Below are 14,863 nucleotides of genomic sequence, written 5' to 3'. Positions count from 1 at the left end.
GCATAATACACAGATATTCAGTTGCCGGTTTATTGGTAACCTCCTGACAAAAAAATTCAGGTTAACACAACCTTAAAGTATGAACGGAAGCAGTAATGAACATTCGTGATTTAAAATTATTTTTACATTTATGTGAAACTTGCCATTTTGGCATGACGGCCGATGCCATGCACGTAAGTCCATCAACTTTGTCACGGCAAATTCAACGCCTGGAAGAACACTTTGGTCATCCCCTTTTTATTCGCGATAATCGTCAAGTACAAATTACCCAAGTTGGCGAACGCGTAAAACGCTTTGCAATACAAGTAATTAACCTACATCAACAATTACAACATGACCTTAATAATTCAGATCAGCAATTAGTTGGTGAACTTAAACTTTTTTGTTCAGTTACCGCTGCCTACAGTCACTTACCCGATATTTTGGATCGCTATCGCATTAATTACCCATTTGTTGAAATTAAACTCTCTACCGGTGATGCCGCCGATGCTGTAGAAAAAATCCAATCTAACGACGCTGATATAGCCATTGCCGGAAGGCCAAAACAATTACCTGCTGGAGTCGAGTTTTTAAAAATGGGCGAGATTGAAATGGTGTTACTTATTCCAAAACTGAACAGTTCATTCAGCGATAAATTGCATCAAAAAAAGCCAGATTGGCACAATATACCGTTTATTTTACCGGAACATGGGCCTAGCCGGCACCGCATTGATTTATGGTTTAAACAACAAAAAATCTCCAACCCGAAAATCTACGCTACGGTTGCCGGGCATGAAGCGATAGTCTCTATGGTGGCACTTGGTTGTGGCGTAGCACTACTACCCAAAGTCGTTATGGAAAACAGTCCGGAAAGGATTAGGGAACGCATTACCGAATGGTCAACCAACTTAATGCAACCCTTCGACGTAGGCATCTGTGTACAAAAAAGGCGCCTATCTGAAAGAATGATTGCGGCATTTTGGAATTCATCAAATCCGGAACTAGTCAACAATTCAAAGAATGCAATATAATAAAGCATCAACGCCAGAGTATGTTATACCGTATATATTATTGGACGCTTACAACTCTGTTGTTTATAATTTTCTGAATAGAACTTTAATAAAGAAAAAATAGGAAATAAATGTAATGACGATGAAGATAAAAATAAAAACGTTAGCATCTTTACTTACTTTAATTACTTTGACTATGCCCTACTCATTGCAAGCTGCAACTAATGCAACTAAAGTAGATAAACGTATAAATATCATTCGTCCTGAAATTAAATTAAATCAAAAACCAGATTGGTTAACCTTAGTTAGTTCCACTTTTTATGATGGTGATAAGGACGATCTAGTTACTGCCGGTTTAGGTTTTACGCGCTTATCCTCGACTAATAATGCGACTACTTTTGCCGACCCAGCCAAACCGACTACTCATGAACTTAGACAAGCTAAACTAAATCGCTTCATAAACCCTAAAACAGGTGAAGGTTCGTTATTCGGCTTTAAACGTAAGGATTTAACCCCACTATTTGATGGTAAAATTGCCGGTACTGAAATACTAGCGATCATCAATAATCAAGATGAAAAAGTGGGCTTATTATTACAAATTCCACTGGATTTTGACACCAAAAAACCGTGCATTGTGGCCGTGCCCGCTACTGACTCCGATGGCTTATTTAATGCCAAAGATTTACAAATTCGCGGCTTGTGGGGATTAAAGCATAATTGTGCGGTGGTTTATAATGACAAGGCTTTAGGTAACGGCATTTATGATATTACTAATCAACGCGGTTTCAGCATTGATGGTGCCACCCAGACCTATAATTTAATGTTTGCCCCTAAAATTAATAATAGAGTTGAATATAGCCAACAATATCCGGATCGTTATGCCGTAAAACAGTTACACTCCAGACAGAATTCCGAACAACGTTGGGGTGAATTCGTACTCAAATCGATTGAATTTGCCTTTTATCAACTCAATGCCGAATTTTCCAAAACCCAAGAAATAATTTTTGACAAAGACAATACCATAGTCTTAGTTTATGGTGCCACTGATGGTGGTGGTGCCGCCTTAAAAGCGGGTGAACTCGATAAAGACAACATCATTAAAGGCATCGTGGCTGTTAATCCACAAATATATGTGACTGCCCCCAAAACCCCAATTACCATAAAATTGGGCAATGAAACTGAAAGAAAATTAGCATTCAAATCAATTGCCGATTATAGCTCATATGCCTCACTATATATTCCGTGTGCAGTGCCAGCAATTGTAGCTAATAATCCGGATAGTTTGGTTCCGCTTGCTGATAGATTTATCCATGCTCAAAAACGCTGTGATGCTCTAAAAAAAGCCAAATTACTAACAACCGCTAACCCACAAGAAGCTCTCGACAAATTACATCAATATGGTTGGAGCGCCGACATGGATCTACAACTACCTTATTTTTATTTTAAAGAATCAATCGGTTTACCTTACCAATATATCAGTGCTTATGGCCGTTTTGATGTTACCGACAATATGTGTAACTATTCGGTAGCCAGTACCCAACAAGATCCGATTTACTATATAGGATTAGTTAAACCACTAACAGAAGTAAAATTTGAACAAATTTGGGCCTATGCTGACGGACATCTACCATTATGGTTAGGAAATGAGTCCACTATTCTCGATCTGGTCAACAACGAGGATCTTAATTCCCCTAGGCGCGACTTTTACTCCAGTTCACAGGAACAAAAAGAGGTTGATTACAATACTAAAGGCGCCATTTGTTTAACTAAAAAATTGCAAAGTAAGCAAGTGCAAAAAGGGCTCAATCAAGTCGCAATGACTGCTAATTTAAATAAAACTAAAACCTTTATTGTGCAGGCTCGTAATAACGTTAAACAATTACCCGATAACGCCCGGGCTTATGTAGCTTTAAATAATCAAGTGGAAAATAAAACCTCGCAACTACGCTATATCGAAGTTGAAAACACCAGTTATCTCAATGGTGAAATCCCATTTGACAACACCCTACTGCCGATTGATTATTATGGTGAGGACGCTATGGAATGGTTATGGGCAAACTTAACCACCAAAGCAACGTTGCCGGAAAGTCAAATCGTCCATGCCAAAGCTCAAGGGGGTAAAAGTGGTTATACTACCGGCGTAACCATTAAAAACTTAGTACCGATTGCACAATCGCCAAATCGCAAAGATCTGATTAAAAAAGACAATAATCGCATCACTTTACCTAACTAATTGCACAACAGCTTAACCATGATCAGCGGGTAACCTTAATCAGTTACCCGTTGCCTTAGCAGTTTAATGACCACGGTAGTCTGATTGCATAATTACGCACATTTGCGGGTATAATTCAAAAAATAACGCGGCTAATTCCACATAGTGCTGTTCAATATCATCAATGGTCTGTTGCAATAAATACAATTTAGGCCGTCTGGAAGCCATACCAGATAACGCCTTACCAACAAAATCAAGGTTGGCATAATTTTCTAACCATTTACCTTGCCACATAGCCTGCATAAAATGCTGGTAATCTAGCGGATAGCCATCAATATATGGCTGGATTTGTTGTTGTGTGGTTTGGTTAAATTCACTGACATTACGCGTTACCCCATAATCCTGCCAATATTTAGACAAAAAGTGATCCCAAACAATATCTAAAGCAATCGCCGCCACCCGGCGGTGAGTTTTCCGGAATAATAATTTGGCGTGTTTAACTTCCGGCAAATTGTCGGTCATAATATCGATTTTACGGTGCAACATAATACCATCGGCAATCGCTTGCGGATAAATGGCATAAGGATCACCCTTCACAAAATCGGCCACCGTATTACCAATCAATGAACTATTGGCCAAAGTGGCCAAATGTAAATGAGCCAAAATATTCATGAGCAAGTTGCTTGATTAATCACGACGACGGAACTCACCTTCGGCAAATCCTTCACGCCAATAACTAATAATTTGCACCGCATCGGCATTAATATCGGGACATTTATCTTTTATCGCATGGCGTAGTTGTTGCGCTAATGAACTTTCCATACCACCACTAAATAATAAATCTTCATAAGGGGGGAGATCCGCCGCGATAACTGCATCAACCAATTGATTAGGTTTGGTTTTATCGCGAATAAACCAATTCACTTGGCTATTGCTATTATTAGCTAATGGCATAATATCAGAACGATCATTAACCTCCATAAAAGCATAAACTTGCTGGTTATTTGGTAAATGCTCAAGGGTATAACAAATGCTTGGTACCGCCGCAATATCACCGATTAAAATCAATGGTTGGCCACTAAATTCTAATTTACCCACGCTACCCACCAAACCAACTTGATCACCAACTTTGGCTTGCTGTGCCCAAAGCGAAGCTAACCCCTGAGGATGAATGTCAAAATCAATAAATATTTGATTGCTCGCCTCATCATAGCCTCGAATACTATAGCTACGAGCAAGCCCACGAATTTTGTCATTAACAACGATCTTATTATTTTCATCTAATTGTGGGAATGTAATTGTACCAGTTGTAGGATCGGCAAATAGCAATTTTAAATGTGGACAAATCCATAAAGGATTAACGGTCAAATGCTTATCGCTACTAAAATAAATGCGTAAAAAACTCTGCGAAATCCGCTCAACTTTTAAAACGGTTAATAGTGCATTAACAATTACTCTTGCTGATTTGCCTGCCATGATTAACTCCTCATTATTCATGATGAATATGCAAACATCATACACCAAAATAATGCGAGTTTTACTAACTTTTTACACTGAAAGACAGCAATTACTTTTGCCGCGTTTTCCGCAAACAAACCGAACGTACTCCAACCGAATACCGCCGCCAATATCACAGTAAATTATCCTAACCTTAGTAATAAGCCACTTTAAAACTAGTTTAAGTGGCTAACTGATTTTATGTCGATAATGATAATAATCAAGATTATAACGATTATCATCGACCGTTTTATAATTATCACCTACCAAAAACAACGGTAATAAAGCGATGCCCTGACTTTGTTCTACTAAATTTAATAACATACTTAGTGAATCAACCGTAATGAGGTTAGCAAAATCACCATATAATCTTAAAGTTAAAGCTCTTAAGGGGCAATCTTCATCATGATTAATCAATATTGGCAATTGCTTCGGCGTTGTTACTGATAGACTTTGTAATAATGAGACAGGTAACAATTGCGTTTGCATCAAATAATAATCAGGATGATTAAGTTGTGTAAAACAGATTACGTCATCATAACTCTGTTGATTGATAATATTATTCATTTCACAGGTTTTTTTGATAGTAATATCCGTAGTTTCAATTGTATATTTTGCACTCTCAATAACAATAAATTGGAATAGTAGTTCAGAAATCAGTAAAGTTGGACGCATAGATTTAAATGACTGTTGTAGTTTAGCCAATTTATTTAAAGTTTGACTGGCAAAAATGTAAAATTGCTCACCTGCATCAGTTGGTTTAATTCCAATAAAGCTACGAATAACCAGCGTAGTTTTCAATTCCTGTTCCATTTTTTTTAAGTGCGCCGTCACATTAGATTGCGTATACCCTAAAATGTTGGCAGCCTTATTCAAACTTTTAACTTCATAAATCGTTTTAAAAATTTTTAATCCTTTAAAATCCATTATCAATTGCTCCTTATCACTATTTTTGATAGCCCAATCATAAATTAGAATTATTCAAATCTCAATTAACTGCCTAGAATAAATCAACTTAATCAATGAGGAACACCCTATGCAAGCAATGCAATATAAAATTAACTTACCTGCCGATTATGATATGCAAATCATAAAAAATCGGGTTAAACAACATGGTTACCAAATGGATGGTTTTGCAGATTTGTTATTTAAAGCCTATCTAATCTCAGAAAAAGGTAACGATAATCTAGCTAATAGTTATTGCCCACTTTATGTTTGGCAACAAACTACTGGAATGACTAAATTTATCTTTGATGGTTATTTTGACAATATTATTGATTCGTTTGGCTGGCAAAATATTAATATTGGACTGGCAGCTACAATCGAACTCAGTCAGTCATTTTCGCAATGCCGATATGTTTTAGAGCAGGTAGCAAATATTCCTAAACAAGCGCAATTAAAAGATTTTCGTTTTAAAAATATGCAATATCCAGATGAGCTAGCAAAAGTCGTTATCTATAATCCAGACAAATGGCAATATGTTACTTTTACTTTCTTTAAACAAAGGCCAATTACTACCAATCATAATTTGTATACGGTACTGCACCTTTCTTTAGGATAAGTCATTACGCTAAAAATTATTACTAATACACAGTTACAGTGACTTAGAACCAATCAATATTACATAAAAAAATAAAGAGCCAGCAAATCCAAAACATAACCTTACTTTAAATCAAGCAAAAAATTTAATTGCCAAAATAGTTTCATTTGATATAGTTACAAATGAAACTATTTTAAAAGGTGCTGATTATGGCTATTGAAATTGCAACGGTAGAAAAGATCATTCATAAATTTCAATCTCGAGGGTTTTCTGCCAAATATGATGAAATCTATTTAACCCGTTTATTACAGTTCAGCACTGAGGCTTTACTCGAAAATCTTAATGAAATCTACATAAAGCACCAACTCGACGACAAATTATTTGCCGTGCTTTTAGTGGTGCAATGGCACCACCCGGAAGGGGTTAAACCTTCACAAATTAGTGAACTGACTAACTTTTCCCGGGTACAAATCACCCGCTTTGTCGATGCTCTAGTAGCTAACGATTTAGTTGCGCGTAAACAAGTTCCTAACGATCGCCGTTCGCATTGGTTGATCTTAACTGATAAGGGTAGTAACTTTTTTCAACAACAAATGCCACCACTCGAGAAAAAAGTGGTTGCTGCCTGGCAAGTTATTACGGCAGAAGAGCGCCAACAATTACGCACTATTTTACACAAACTATTAAAACACATTGCCCAATAATCTAAGCGAGAATAGCCAATGAAGAAAAAACGCATCATCATATTAGCATTAGTGGTAATGGTGGCATTGAGTTACACGGTGTGGCTAGTTTGCAAAAGCACGCCGCCACTAGTGTTATATGGCAATGTCGACATTCGCACCGTTAATAGCAGTTTTCGGGTGACCGGGCGCTTACTACACTTAGCCAATGAAGAAGGCGACCATATTAAACAAGGCGATCTACTAGCCAAACTCGATGCCAAACCTTATGAAATTGCTTTAGTACAAGCAAAAGCCAACTTGATGGTGCAACAAGCCCAGCTTGATTTAGTCACTACCGGCTACCGTAAAGAAGAAGTCGCCCAAGCCGCAGCACAAGTATTACAATACCAAGCAACTTATGCTTATGCCGAAAGCAATTATCAGCGTATGGCAAAATTAATTCAATCCGCCTCGATATCCAAAGATCAGCTGGATAACAGTTTAACCTTACGCGACCAAGCTCAAGCTAACTTGCAAACGGCCAAACAAAAACTTGACCAATTAACTAATGGTTACCGTAAAGAAGAGATTGAAGCAGCCCAAGCCTCCGTTGCCGTGGCTAAAGCGCAGTTAGATCAAGCAGAGCTTAATTTGGTCGATACTGAACTTTATGCCCCATCCAATGGCACCATTTTAACCCGCGCAGTGGAACCGGGCACCATGTTAAGCGCTGGCACGCCTGTTTATGCCATATCCTTAGATCAACCCATTTGGGTAAGGGCTTATATTGACGAAGTCAACTTAGCGCAAGCCATTCCCGGCCGTGAAGTTTACATTTATACCGATGGCCGCCCCGATCAGGCTTATATCGGCAAAATTGGCTTTGTGTCGCCTACGGCTGAATTTACGCCTAAAACCGTTGAAACACCGGTATTACGCACCGATATGGTCTATCGCTTACGCATTCAGATTAATGCCACCGGTAGCGGTCAAGCCGATGATTTGTTGCGGCAAGGCATGCCGGTAACCATTAAATTTACTCAGTAACGGTCATTTTATGCACCCAGCTAAGCAAATTGTGTTACAAAATGTTGCAAAGCAATTTACCCGCAAAAAGCAACCACCAATTATTGCCCTGCAACCATTATCAATAACCATTGCCAGTCAAGGGGTAACTGGTTTAGTTGGACCAGACGGTGCCGGTAAAACCACCTTACTGCGGATGTTAGCGGGCTTACTTTCGCCAACGCAAGGGCAAATCACTGTAGCCGGATTAAGCCCTACCCAAGACAGATCACAATTACGTGCCATTTTAGGTTATATGCCGCAAAAATTCGGTTTGTATGAAGATCTCACCGTATTAGAAAATCTCAATTTATTTGCTGATTTGCGTAGTATCGGGGTGGCAGAGCGGCAACCATTGTTTGCCAAGTTACTTAAATTTACCGATTTGGGTCGTTTTACCGATCGCCTTGCCGGCAAGTTATCCGGTGGCATGAAACAAAAATTAGGCTTGGCGTGTACCTTACTTGGTGATCCACAAATATTACTACTAGATGAACCCGGCGTTGGCGTTGATCCTATTTCCCGCCAGGAATTGTGGCACATGGTGCACCAACTGGCTAATCAAGGCATGCTGATTATCTGGAGCACTTCTTACCTTGACGAGGCCGAACAGTGCCAAAATATTTTGCTCCTCAATCAAGGGCAACTAATGTATCAGGGTGATCCAAACCAACTTAACCAACGAGTAACCGATCGCGTGTATTTGCTGGCAGCCACTTACCCCCATCGACAATTATTACAAGCGGCACTTAAATTGCCGCAAGTTAGTGATGGAGTGATTGAGGGCGATAATCTTCGTTTGATTCTCAAACCGCAGCAAACCATTGAGCAAGTGATCGCCGAATTACCAACTACCGCAATTACTGTCACCGCCACCCAAGGGCGCTTTGAAGATGCCTTTATCGATCTGCTCGGTGGCATTGAAAATAAACAATCAATCTTAACCAAAATCATGCCTAAAGTGACAGGTACAGCTAGCGATATAGTGATTGAAGCCAAAGATCTGACTCGCACGTTTGGGGCGTTTGTGGCGACCGATCATGTTAATTTTGCCATTAAACGTGGTGAGATTTTTGGCCTGCTTGGTCCTAATGGCGCCGGCAAATCGACCACCTTTAAAATGATGTGCGGTTTGTTACCAATTAGTCAAGGGCAAGCACTGGTACTGGGCTTGGATCTCAAGCACAGTGCTACTCAAGTTAGGCAACGGATTGGTTACATGGCGCAGCGTTTTTCACTGTACGACAAATTAACCGTGCAGCAAAACCTGAGCTTTTTTTCCGGAATTTATGGCTTAATGGGGCATCAACAAACCGAACGCATCAACGAGATGATAACCGCCTTTAATTTTGCGCCTATTTTAGAGCAAACTCCGGAATCCTTGCCATTAGGGTTTAAACAGCGCTTAGCCCTTGCCTGTGCGCTAATGCATAAACCGGAAATTGTGTTTCTCGATGAGCCCACGTCCGGGGTCGATCCAATTACACGGCGGGAATTTTGGATCCATATAAACAGCTTAGTTGAAAAAGGTGTCACCGTAATGGTCACCACCCACTTTATGGACGAAGCCGAATATTGTGATCGCATTGCCTTAATTAATCGCGGCAAAGTAATTGCCCTAGGCTCACCAACGCAACTAAAACAACAAGTCGCAGCCAATGCCACCATGGAGCAAACCTTTGTTAAGTTAGTCCAGAATTCACAGCCGGAGGTAACATGATGATATTTTCATTAGCGCGCACGCTTGCCCTGTGTAAAAAAGAACTTAAACAAATCATCCGCGATCCTAGTAGTTGGTTAATTGCGGTGATTATCCCCTTATTACTGCTGTTCCTGTTTGGTTATGGTATTAGTCTGGATTCTAACAAAGTCCGCCTTGGGGTGTTAATTGAACAACCCAGTCAAGCGGCTCATGACTTTGTACAAGTATTAAAGGGCTCGGCCTATATCGAACCCATTTTTGATAATAACCGCCACAGCTTGTCAGCAAAATTAGGTAGTGGTGATATTCGTGGCATGGTCATTATTCCGGTGAACTTTGCCCAGCAAATGCATAATCAACAAGCCAATATTCAACTGATCACCGATGGTAGCGAGCCTAACACCGCTAATTTTGTGCAAGGTTATTTGTCCGCTATTTGGCAGATTTGGTTACAACAGCAAAGCCAAAATCAACTCACCACTCCAGCGCCAACTATTGCCATAACTTCGCATGCTTGGTTTAACTCGGCGGCAATTAGTAAAAACTTCATTTTGCCCGGGGCGATAACGATCATTATGACGGTTATTGGTGCCATTTTAACTTCACTGGTGGTCGCTCGCGAATGGGAACGTGGCACCATGGAAGCCTTACTCTCCACCCCGATGACTAAACTCGAATTTATAGTGTCTAAATTAATCCCTTATTATTTATTAGGTTTAGTGGCGTTAGTTATCTGCTTTGTGGTGACGGTATTCATCTTAGATGTGCCTTTTCGTGGTTCGATAACGCTATTATTTATGTTAAGTAGCCTGTTTTTATTTGTGATTCTAGGTTTGGGTTTACTCATTTCCACCATTGCTCGCAATCAATTTAATGCCGCTATGATCGCCTTAAATGTCGCTTTTTTACCAACAGTCATGCTTTCAGGGTTTATTTTTGAAATCAGTAGTATGCCAGCCATAATCCGAATTTTTACCTATATTATCCCCGCCCGTTATTATGTAAACATCTTGCAAACCTTGTTTTTAGCAGGCGATATTGTTTCGGTATTAGTGGTCAATGTTGGTTTTTTATTGATGTTTATGTTGCTGTTATTTATCGCCATCCTCAAAAAAACCCGCTTACAATTAGATTAAGGGACAAGGACTCACACCATGCTAAACTTCATCAACAATGCCACTTTTTACCGCATCATAACCTTAATCAAAAAGGAACTGGCACTCTTATGGCAAGATAAGCAAACCCGAATTATTCTAATTATGCCGGTATTAATGCAAATTCTCATCTTCCCTTTTGCCGCCACGCTAGACGTAACCAACGCCACCATTGCAGTGTATCGCCCCAATATAGATGAACCCAGTACCGAGCTGATTAATCGGCTTTCACATGCCAATAGCTTTTCCAAAATACTGGTATTAGACTCGCAAGCAGCCATTAGTGACACCATTAATCATCAAAAGGCCCTAGTGGTGGTGCAATTTCCGGATGATTTTGCCCGAAAATTACTCAATGGCGAATCGCCACAATTGCAGATTATTTTAGATGGTCGCAAATCCAATAGCGCGCAAATTGCTGCCAATTATATTCAACAAATCATCTTGCAGTATCAGCAACAACGCTCAGGGCAAACCCAAAGTGGCTTGATTGTTCGCCACCGTTTTAACAGTAATTTGGACTATAAATATTTTATATTGCCATCATTAGTGGCACTCATTACCACCATTGGTGTGATGATTGTCACCTCATTATCGGTGGCGCGTGAGCGTGAACAAGGCACGCTTGACCAATTACGCATTTCGCCATTGGCCACTTGGCAAATTTTTATTGGCAAAGCCATGCCAGCAATAATCGTTGCCAGCTTACAAGGTAGCGCCATTCTCATTGCCAGTGTCTTTATTTATCAAATTCCGTTTCAAGGAAGTTGGTTATTGTTCTACCTGTGTATGATGAGTTATGGCTTATCGTTAGTGGGCTTTGGCTTATTCATCTCGTCGCTGTGTTCAACCCAACAACAGGCATTTATTGGGATTATCACCTTTATGGTGCCCGCCATTTTACTGTCAGGTTTTATTGCCCCGATTGAAAACATGCCATTATGCTTACGCTACCTAACCGAACTCAATCCGGTGCGCCACTTTATTGAACTGAGCAAACAGATTTATTTAAAGGACGTCAGCTTTAGCGTTATTTGGTCAAGTTTAATAAAACTCTATGCCATTACTATTTTAATGGGGGGATTGAGTTATTATCTGTTTAAAAAACATGTGTGATGGGGCTGTTTTTATACGTAAACATCCCCCTCTCAGGAAACATCTTAACAGAAGTTATTGTGCTTTAGTTATTTGAATCGGTTAAGTTGCGAGCGTTTTACGCTTGGGTGTTGGTTTTTAATTCCCCCGCTTAAGTGGTGCCGAGGGAGGTAATTGGCATAGAACAGCCGGCAGGATGCCGGGTGAGCCGTGGGCGCACAGGGAGGTGCGATACGCGGCGGTTCGTTTAGTGCCAATTAGCAAGCGAGGGTAGTCACGCAGTGACCACTACTTCCCGCGGGGTGTGGGGAGATTGTTAAGAGGGATTCACATCAATCCCTCTTAACGCCTAAGCGGCAGCGTAACTGATTAGTTGATTTTTATACTGAAATGCATACCTCTCAGGAAACATCTTGACAAGCATAAAAATGCCAGCGCGGGGCTGGCATTGGTTGGTGTGGTGGCCGTTGGTGTTGTCGGCTCGGGTTGCCCCTGCCGCTGCAACCGTCCTTTGGTTGCTTAAACTTTATTACCCCTTATTAAACACCCGTGACTTAAGGATTAAGGACTAAGAACTAAGGACGGACGCAAACCCCATAGGCGGTGCCGTAGGTGTAGTAGCCGCCAACTTCGCCGTCGCTCGGGTTGACAGAGTACCGGCGCGTAACGTCGTCGCTGCTGTATTCGCTTGTCCAGTAGTAGTCGCCGAGGAAGAAGTTGGCACCGGTATAACTGTGCAAGTCGCCCCATTCGGCGAACAAACCCGCACCAATATTACGTTGGTAATACCTAGTAGTTGATGACGGCTTGGCGACCACTGCTCCATAGCACCCAAAGTTACGCCCCGGACACTTCGCGTTAGTTAAGTCTTTGACCTGGGATAGACGGTAACCACCCAAACTACTACACCAGGATGATAGCTCAGTAGCAGTAGATACTATATCTCCGCGGTTGACGAACCAATGCTGTAACTCAAAACCATATCTTACTACCTCGTTATTACTACTATCTTTACCTACTAACACGAATTTCTGTGACATGCTGAGTCTAGCGATATTACCCGGTGTGGCTGAATGCCATTGGGATGATGTTGTCACCGGACCGGTGAGGGTGACGCGGATGTTATTAGCATTATCGGGGGATGGCGTCATGGTAGCGGTAATACCACCTTGGCTGACTGTTGGCCATGTCAATGCTGAACCATTCACACCATCTATGTCTAAATCAAAATACAGATTATTTGCCCCGGTAGTGGGGAAGTTACGATTGTAGCCTGATGACGCACGGGATTGTACTAGGAAACCTTTAGTTGAGCTCCAGATAGTGGCGGGGCCGGCGTATTTGCCGGTGCCTTCGCGCAGATTCGGCCTGGCATACCTTACGCAGATAGGCGTAGCTGGTTTTGGGCTGATATAATAAGTGACTCTACCACCTGTGAAACTACTACTATTGGGTAGCCCATACTGAGTGGTTAAACTACCATCAGTTGCAGTTAATTCTACTTTATAAGGAGCTTCACCACAAAGGCTTAATACAGTATTACGACTGACTGTTTCACCATTTTTATCGGTAATACTCACGCTTAAATTACCGCTAGCTGTAATACCATTAATACCCTGACCATCACCATCATCATCGCCCCAATAATTATTTGGCGCACCAATCAAAGCACTTAAGGCAATGGAATTGGTATTAGTAGGTATTGACATAGCAATATCAGCGAAACTCTGATTGGCCTCGGGAAGTACTATAGGGTTACTTGCAGTTGAGGTATTGGTTGCCGGAGTGAAGCGAGCACCGTTGGAAAGTTTAATACCTAACAGACCATCCGTAGTAGTGACCTTAGTTACCCCATTATCAAAGGTTAAATATGGCTCAGTACCATGGATTACCTGGGCGGTAGTGGCTGACAACGCTTGGGTAGTGGTAGCATAGGGCAACAATAGCAACGGCATTAAGGCTAAACCACGCTTTAAGTTAAAACCTAAGCGTGAATGGCGCTTAATTAATGATAAAGGCGGTAACTGCCAATTTGGCGGTAATGATTGTAGTAGCCGTAATGGTATTATTGAAGGTAATTGCTGATTTTGGTAACCAGGTTGCCGATTATGCCGACGGTGCGGAGCAAAATTTGGGATTAAATCGTGGGCTAAATTATCACTTCGGTGAAATGAGTCAACTACAGTGTGCTGAGATAGATTTTGGACGTAAAGCTGCCAGTGCTTGTGTCTTGTGTCTTGTGTCTTCCAGTATAAGGCATGATGATGATTCCGTCAAGTAATTTTATGTTTTATTTACATTTTTCCCATTCAAGTGCGCGGAAATTAACCTCCCGTACAACTCTGTGTTAAAAGTATAACGCCTTGATAAAATTTAACTACTGTTTTATTGAGTTTATTTGTAAAGAATAGTAAAGATGAACTATTATCCTTGCGGAATTGGCCATTTTTATACTGAAATATACCCCTCTCAGGAAACATCTTAACAGAAGTTAATTATTTAAATCGGTTAGGTTGCGAGCGTTTTACGATTTGGTGATTATTTTAATTGTGGAGTTAACGCTCGAGTAAGGGAATTTTAACGCGAAAATTCCCTTACAACCCAAACGCGGGCCTGCAGAAGGTGGTCTGCGACTGCCCTCCGCCTTCGCTTGGTCTTAACGCACCGGTCGTGATTTGTTCCTACAAAGCACTCCCTCGGCAAACTTCCCTGTTTGCCGTGCTAACCGCACTCAGTTGTCGGCACCATCCAACGGCCAATTTAACACCAACACCTTAACACCCTAATCTATTGTTGAACCAACTAGTTTTTGTGGTTGTTGTTTTTATTCCCCCGCTTAAGTGGTGCCGAGGGAGGTAATTGGCATAGAACAGCCGGCAGGAAGCCGGATGAGCCGTGGGCGCACAGGGAAGTGCGATACGCGGCGGTTCGTTAAGTACCAATT

The 14,863-nt window shown here is 41.0% G+C and carries 13 protein-coding genes and 1 pseudogene; 10 read left to right on the top strand and 4 right to left on the bottom strand.

Annotated elements, in window-relative coordinates:
- Window positions 1–95: 95 nt before the first annotated feature.
- Both ilvY and A9G13_RS06835 read left to right on the top strand, forming a co-directional pair.
- Entirely contained in the window at window positions 96–1,010 is a 915-nt protein-coding gene (gene ilvY, locus A9G13_RS06840; protein ID WP_065556841.1) for an HTH-type transcriptional activator IlvY, read from the top strand.
- Window positions 1,011–1,131: 121 nt separating this feature from the next.
- The gene (locus A9G13_RS06835) at window positions 1,132–3,222 is read left to right on the top strand and encodes a 3-hydroxybutyrate oligomer hydrolase family protein (RefSeq protein WP_176701959.1); all 2,091 of its coding nucleotides are present in this window, start codon (window positions 1,132–1,134) and stop codon (window positions 3,220–3,222) included.
- 63 nt (window positions 3,223–3,285) lie between these two features.
- Here A9G13_RS06835 and A9G13_RS06830 read toward each other — a convergent pair whose 3' ends face one another.
- Both A9G13_RS06830 and A9G13_RS06825 read right to left on the bottom strand, forming a co-directional pair.
- Window positions 3,286–3,873: an acyl carrier protein phosphodiesterase gene (locus A9G13_RS06830; protein WP_065556839.1), complete on the bottom strand. Its 588-nt coding sequence runs from the start codon at window positions 3,871–3,873 to the stop codon at window positions 3,286–3,288.
- A 15-nt stretch (window positions 3,874–3,888) separates the two neighbouring features.
- Window positions 3,889–4,677 carry a siderophore-interacting protein gene (locus A9G13_RS06825; RefSeq protein ID WP_065556838.1) on the bottom strand — a complete coding sequence of 263 codons (789 nt, stop codon included), beginning with the start codon at window positions 4,675–4,677 and terminating at the stop codon, window positions 3,889–3,891.
- A gap of 83 nt (window positions 4,678–4,760) precedes the next feature.
- On the opposite strand from A9G13_RS06825, the pseudogene A9G13_RS11025 reads away from it, so the two are divergent.
- A pseudogene (locus A9G13_RS11025) lies at window positions 4,761–4,850 on the top strand (AraC family transcriptional regulator); the annotation flags it as partial.
- A 37-nt stretch (window positions 4,851–4,887) separates the two neighbouring features.
- Here the strand turns inward: A9G13_RS11025 and A9G13_RS06820 are convergent.
- On the bottom strand, window positions 4,888–5,625 hold the full coding sequence (locus A9G13_RS06820; protein WP_065556837.1) for a LysR family transcriptional regulator: 738 nt from the start codon (window positions 5,623–5,625) through the stop codon (window positions 4,888–4,890).
- Window positions 5,626–5,734: 109 nt separating this feature from the next.
- On the opposite strand from A9G13_RS06820, the gene A9G13_RS06815 reads away from it, so the two are divergent.
- From A9G13_RS06815 to A9G13_RS06790, 6 genes are all read left to right on the top strand, one after another.
- Window positions 5,735–6,259, top strand: a complete 525-nt coding sequence (locus A9G13_RS06815) for a DUF4865 family protein (RefSeq protein WP_065556836.1) — start codon at window positions 5,735–5,737, stop codon at window positions 6,257–6,259.
- Between the two features lie 188 nt (window positions 6,260–6,447).
- A complete protein-coding gene (locus tag A9G13_RS06810; RefSeq protein WP_065556835.1) occupies window positions 6,448–6,942 on the top strand; it encodes a MarR family transcriptional regulator in 495 nt (164 codons plus the stop codon).
- An 18-nt stretch (window positions 6,943–6,960) separates the two neighbouring features.
- Complete coding sequence (hlyD, locus tag A9G13_RS06805) at window positions 6,961–7,950, top strand: secretion protein HlyD (protein ID WP_065556834.1); 990 nt, start codon at window positions 6,961–6,963, stop codon at window positions 7,948–7,950.
- 10 nt (window positions 7,951–7,960) lie between these two features.
- Window positions 7,961–9,688 carry an ATP-binding cassette domain-containing protein gene (locus A9G13_RS06800; protein ID WP_065556833.1) on the top strand — a complete coding sequence of 576 codons (1,728 nt, stop codon included), beginning with the start codon at window positions 7,961–7,963 and terminating at the stop codon, window positions 9,686–9,688.
- The gene (locus A9G13_RS06795; protein ID WP_176701958.1) at window positions 9,685–10,806 is read left to right on the top strand and encodes an ABC transporter permease; all 1,122 of its coding nucleotides are present in this window, start codon (window positions 9,685–9,687) and stop codon (window positions 10,804–10,806) included. The genes A9G13_RS06800 and A9G13_RS06795 overlap by 4 nt, the downstream gene beginning before the upstream one ends.
- An 18-nt stretch (window positions 10,807–10,824) precedes the next feature.
- Window positions 10,825–11,940, top strand: coding sequence for an ABC transporter permease (locus A9G13_RS06790; RefSeq protein WP_065556831.1), 1,116 nt, complete (start codon window positions 10,825–10,827; stop codon window positions 11,938–11,940).
- A 554-nt stretch (window positions 11,941–12,494) separates the two neighbouring features.
- On the opposite strand, the gene A9G13_RS06785 is transcribed toward A9G13_RS06790, so the two are convergent.
- The gene (locus A9G13_RS06785; protein ID WP_065556830.1) at window positions 12,495–13,874 is read right to left on the bottom strand and encodes a hypothetical protein; all 1,380 of its coding nucleotides are present in this window, start codon (window positions 13,872–13,874) and stop codon (window positions 12,495–12,497) included.
- A gap of 53 nt (window positions 13,875–13,927) precedes the next feature.
- Here A9G13_RS06785 and A9G13_RS06780 point away from each other — a divergent pair, with 53 nt between their 5' ends.
- A complete protein-coding gene (locus tag A9G13_RS06780) occupies window positions 13,928–14,200 on the top strand; it encodes a hypothetical protein (protein WP_065556829.1) in 273 nt (90 codons plus the stop codon).
- Window positions 14,201–14,863 lie beyond the last annotated feature (663 nt).

The sequence above is a fragment of the Gilliamella sp. wkB178 genome, from assembly GCF_001690705.1.
In the GTDB taxonomy this organism is placed as follows: Bacteria; Pseudomonadota; Gammaproteobacteria; order Enterobacterales; family Orbaceae; genus Gilliamella; species Gilliamella apicola_K.
This window is presented reverse-complemented; position numbering and strand designations above follow the sequence as displayed.

Coding starts and splice junctions, on each gene's coding strand:
- A9G13_RS06835 (WP_176701959.1), top strand. CDS start 1,132: ATGAAGATAAAAATAAAAACGTTAGCATCTTTACTTACTTTAATTACT.
- A9G13_RS06790 (WP_065556831.1), top strand. CDS start 10,825: ATGCTAAACTTCATCAACAATGCCACTTTTTACCGCATCATAACCTTA.
- A9G13_RS06825 (WP_065556838.1), bottom strand. CDS start 4,677: ATGGCAGGCAAATCAGCAAGAGTAATTGTTAATGCACTATTAACCGTT.
- A9G13_RS06810 (WP_065556835.1), top strand. CDS start 6,448: ATGGCTATTGAAATTGCAACGGTAGAAAAGATCATTCATAAATTTCAA.
- A9G13_RS06800 (WP_065556833.1), top strand. CDS start 7,961: ATGCACCCAGCTAAGCAAATTGTGTTACAAAATGTTGCAAAGCAATTT.
- A9G13_RS06820 (WP_065556837.1), bottom strand. CDS start 5,625: ATGGATTTTAAAGGATTAAAAATTTTTAAAACGATTTATGAAGTTAAA.
- hlyD (WP_065556834.1), top strand. CDS start 6,961: ATGAAGAAAAAACGCATCATCATATTAGCATTAGTGGTAATGGTGGCA.
- ilvY (WP_065556841.1), top strand. CDS start 96: ATGAACATTCGTGATTTAAAATTATTTTTACATTTATGTGAAACTTGC.
- A9G13_RS06830 (WP_065556839.1), bottom strand. CDS start 3,873: ATGAATATTTTGGCTCATTTACATTTGGCCACTTTGGCCAATAGTTCA.
- A9G13_RS06785 (WP_065556830.1), bottom strand. CDS start 13,874: ATGCCGTTGCTATTGTTGCCCTATGCTACCACTACCCAAGCGTTGTCA.
- A9G13_RS06795 (WP_176701958.1), top strand. CDS start 9,685: ATGATGATATTTTCATTAGCGCGCACGCTTGCCCTGTGTAAAAAAGAA.
- A9G13_RS06780 (WP_065556829.1), top strand. CDS start 13,928: ATGATAAAGGCGGTAACTGCCAATTTGGCGGTAATGATTGTAGTAGCC.
- A9G13_RS06815 (WP_065556836.1), top strand. CDS start 5,735: ATGCAAGCAATGCAATATAAAATTAACTTACCTGCCGATTATGATATG.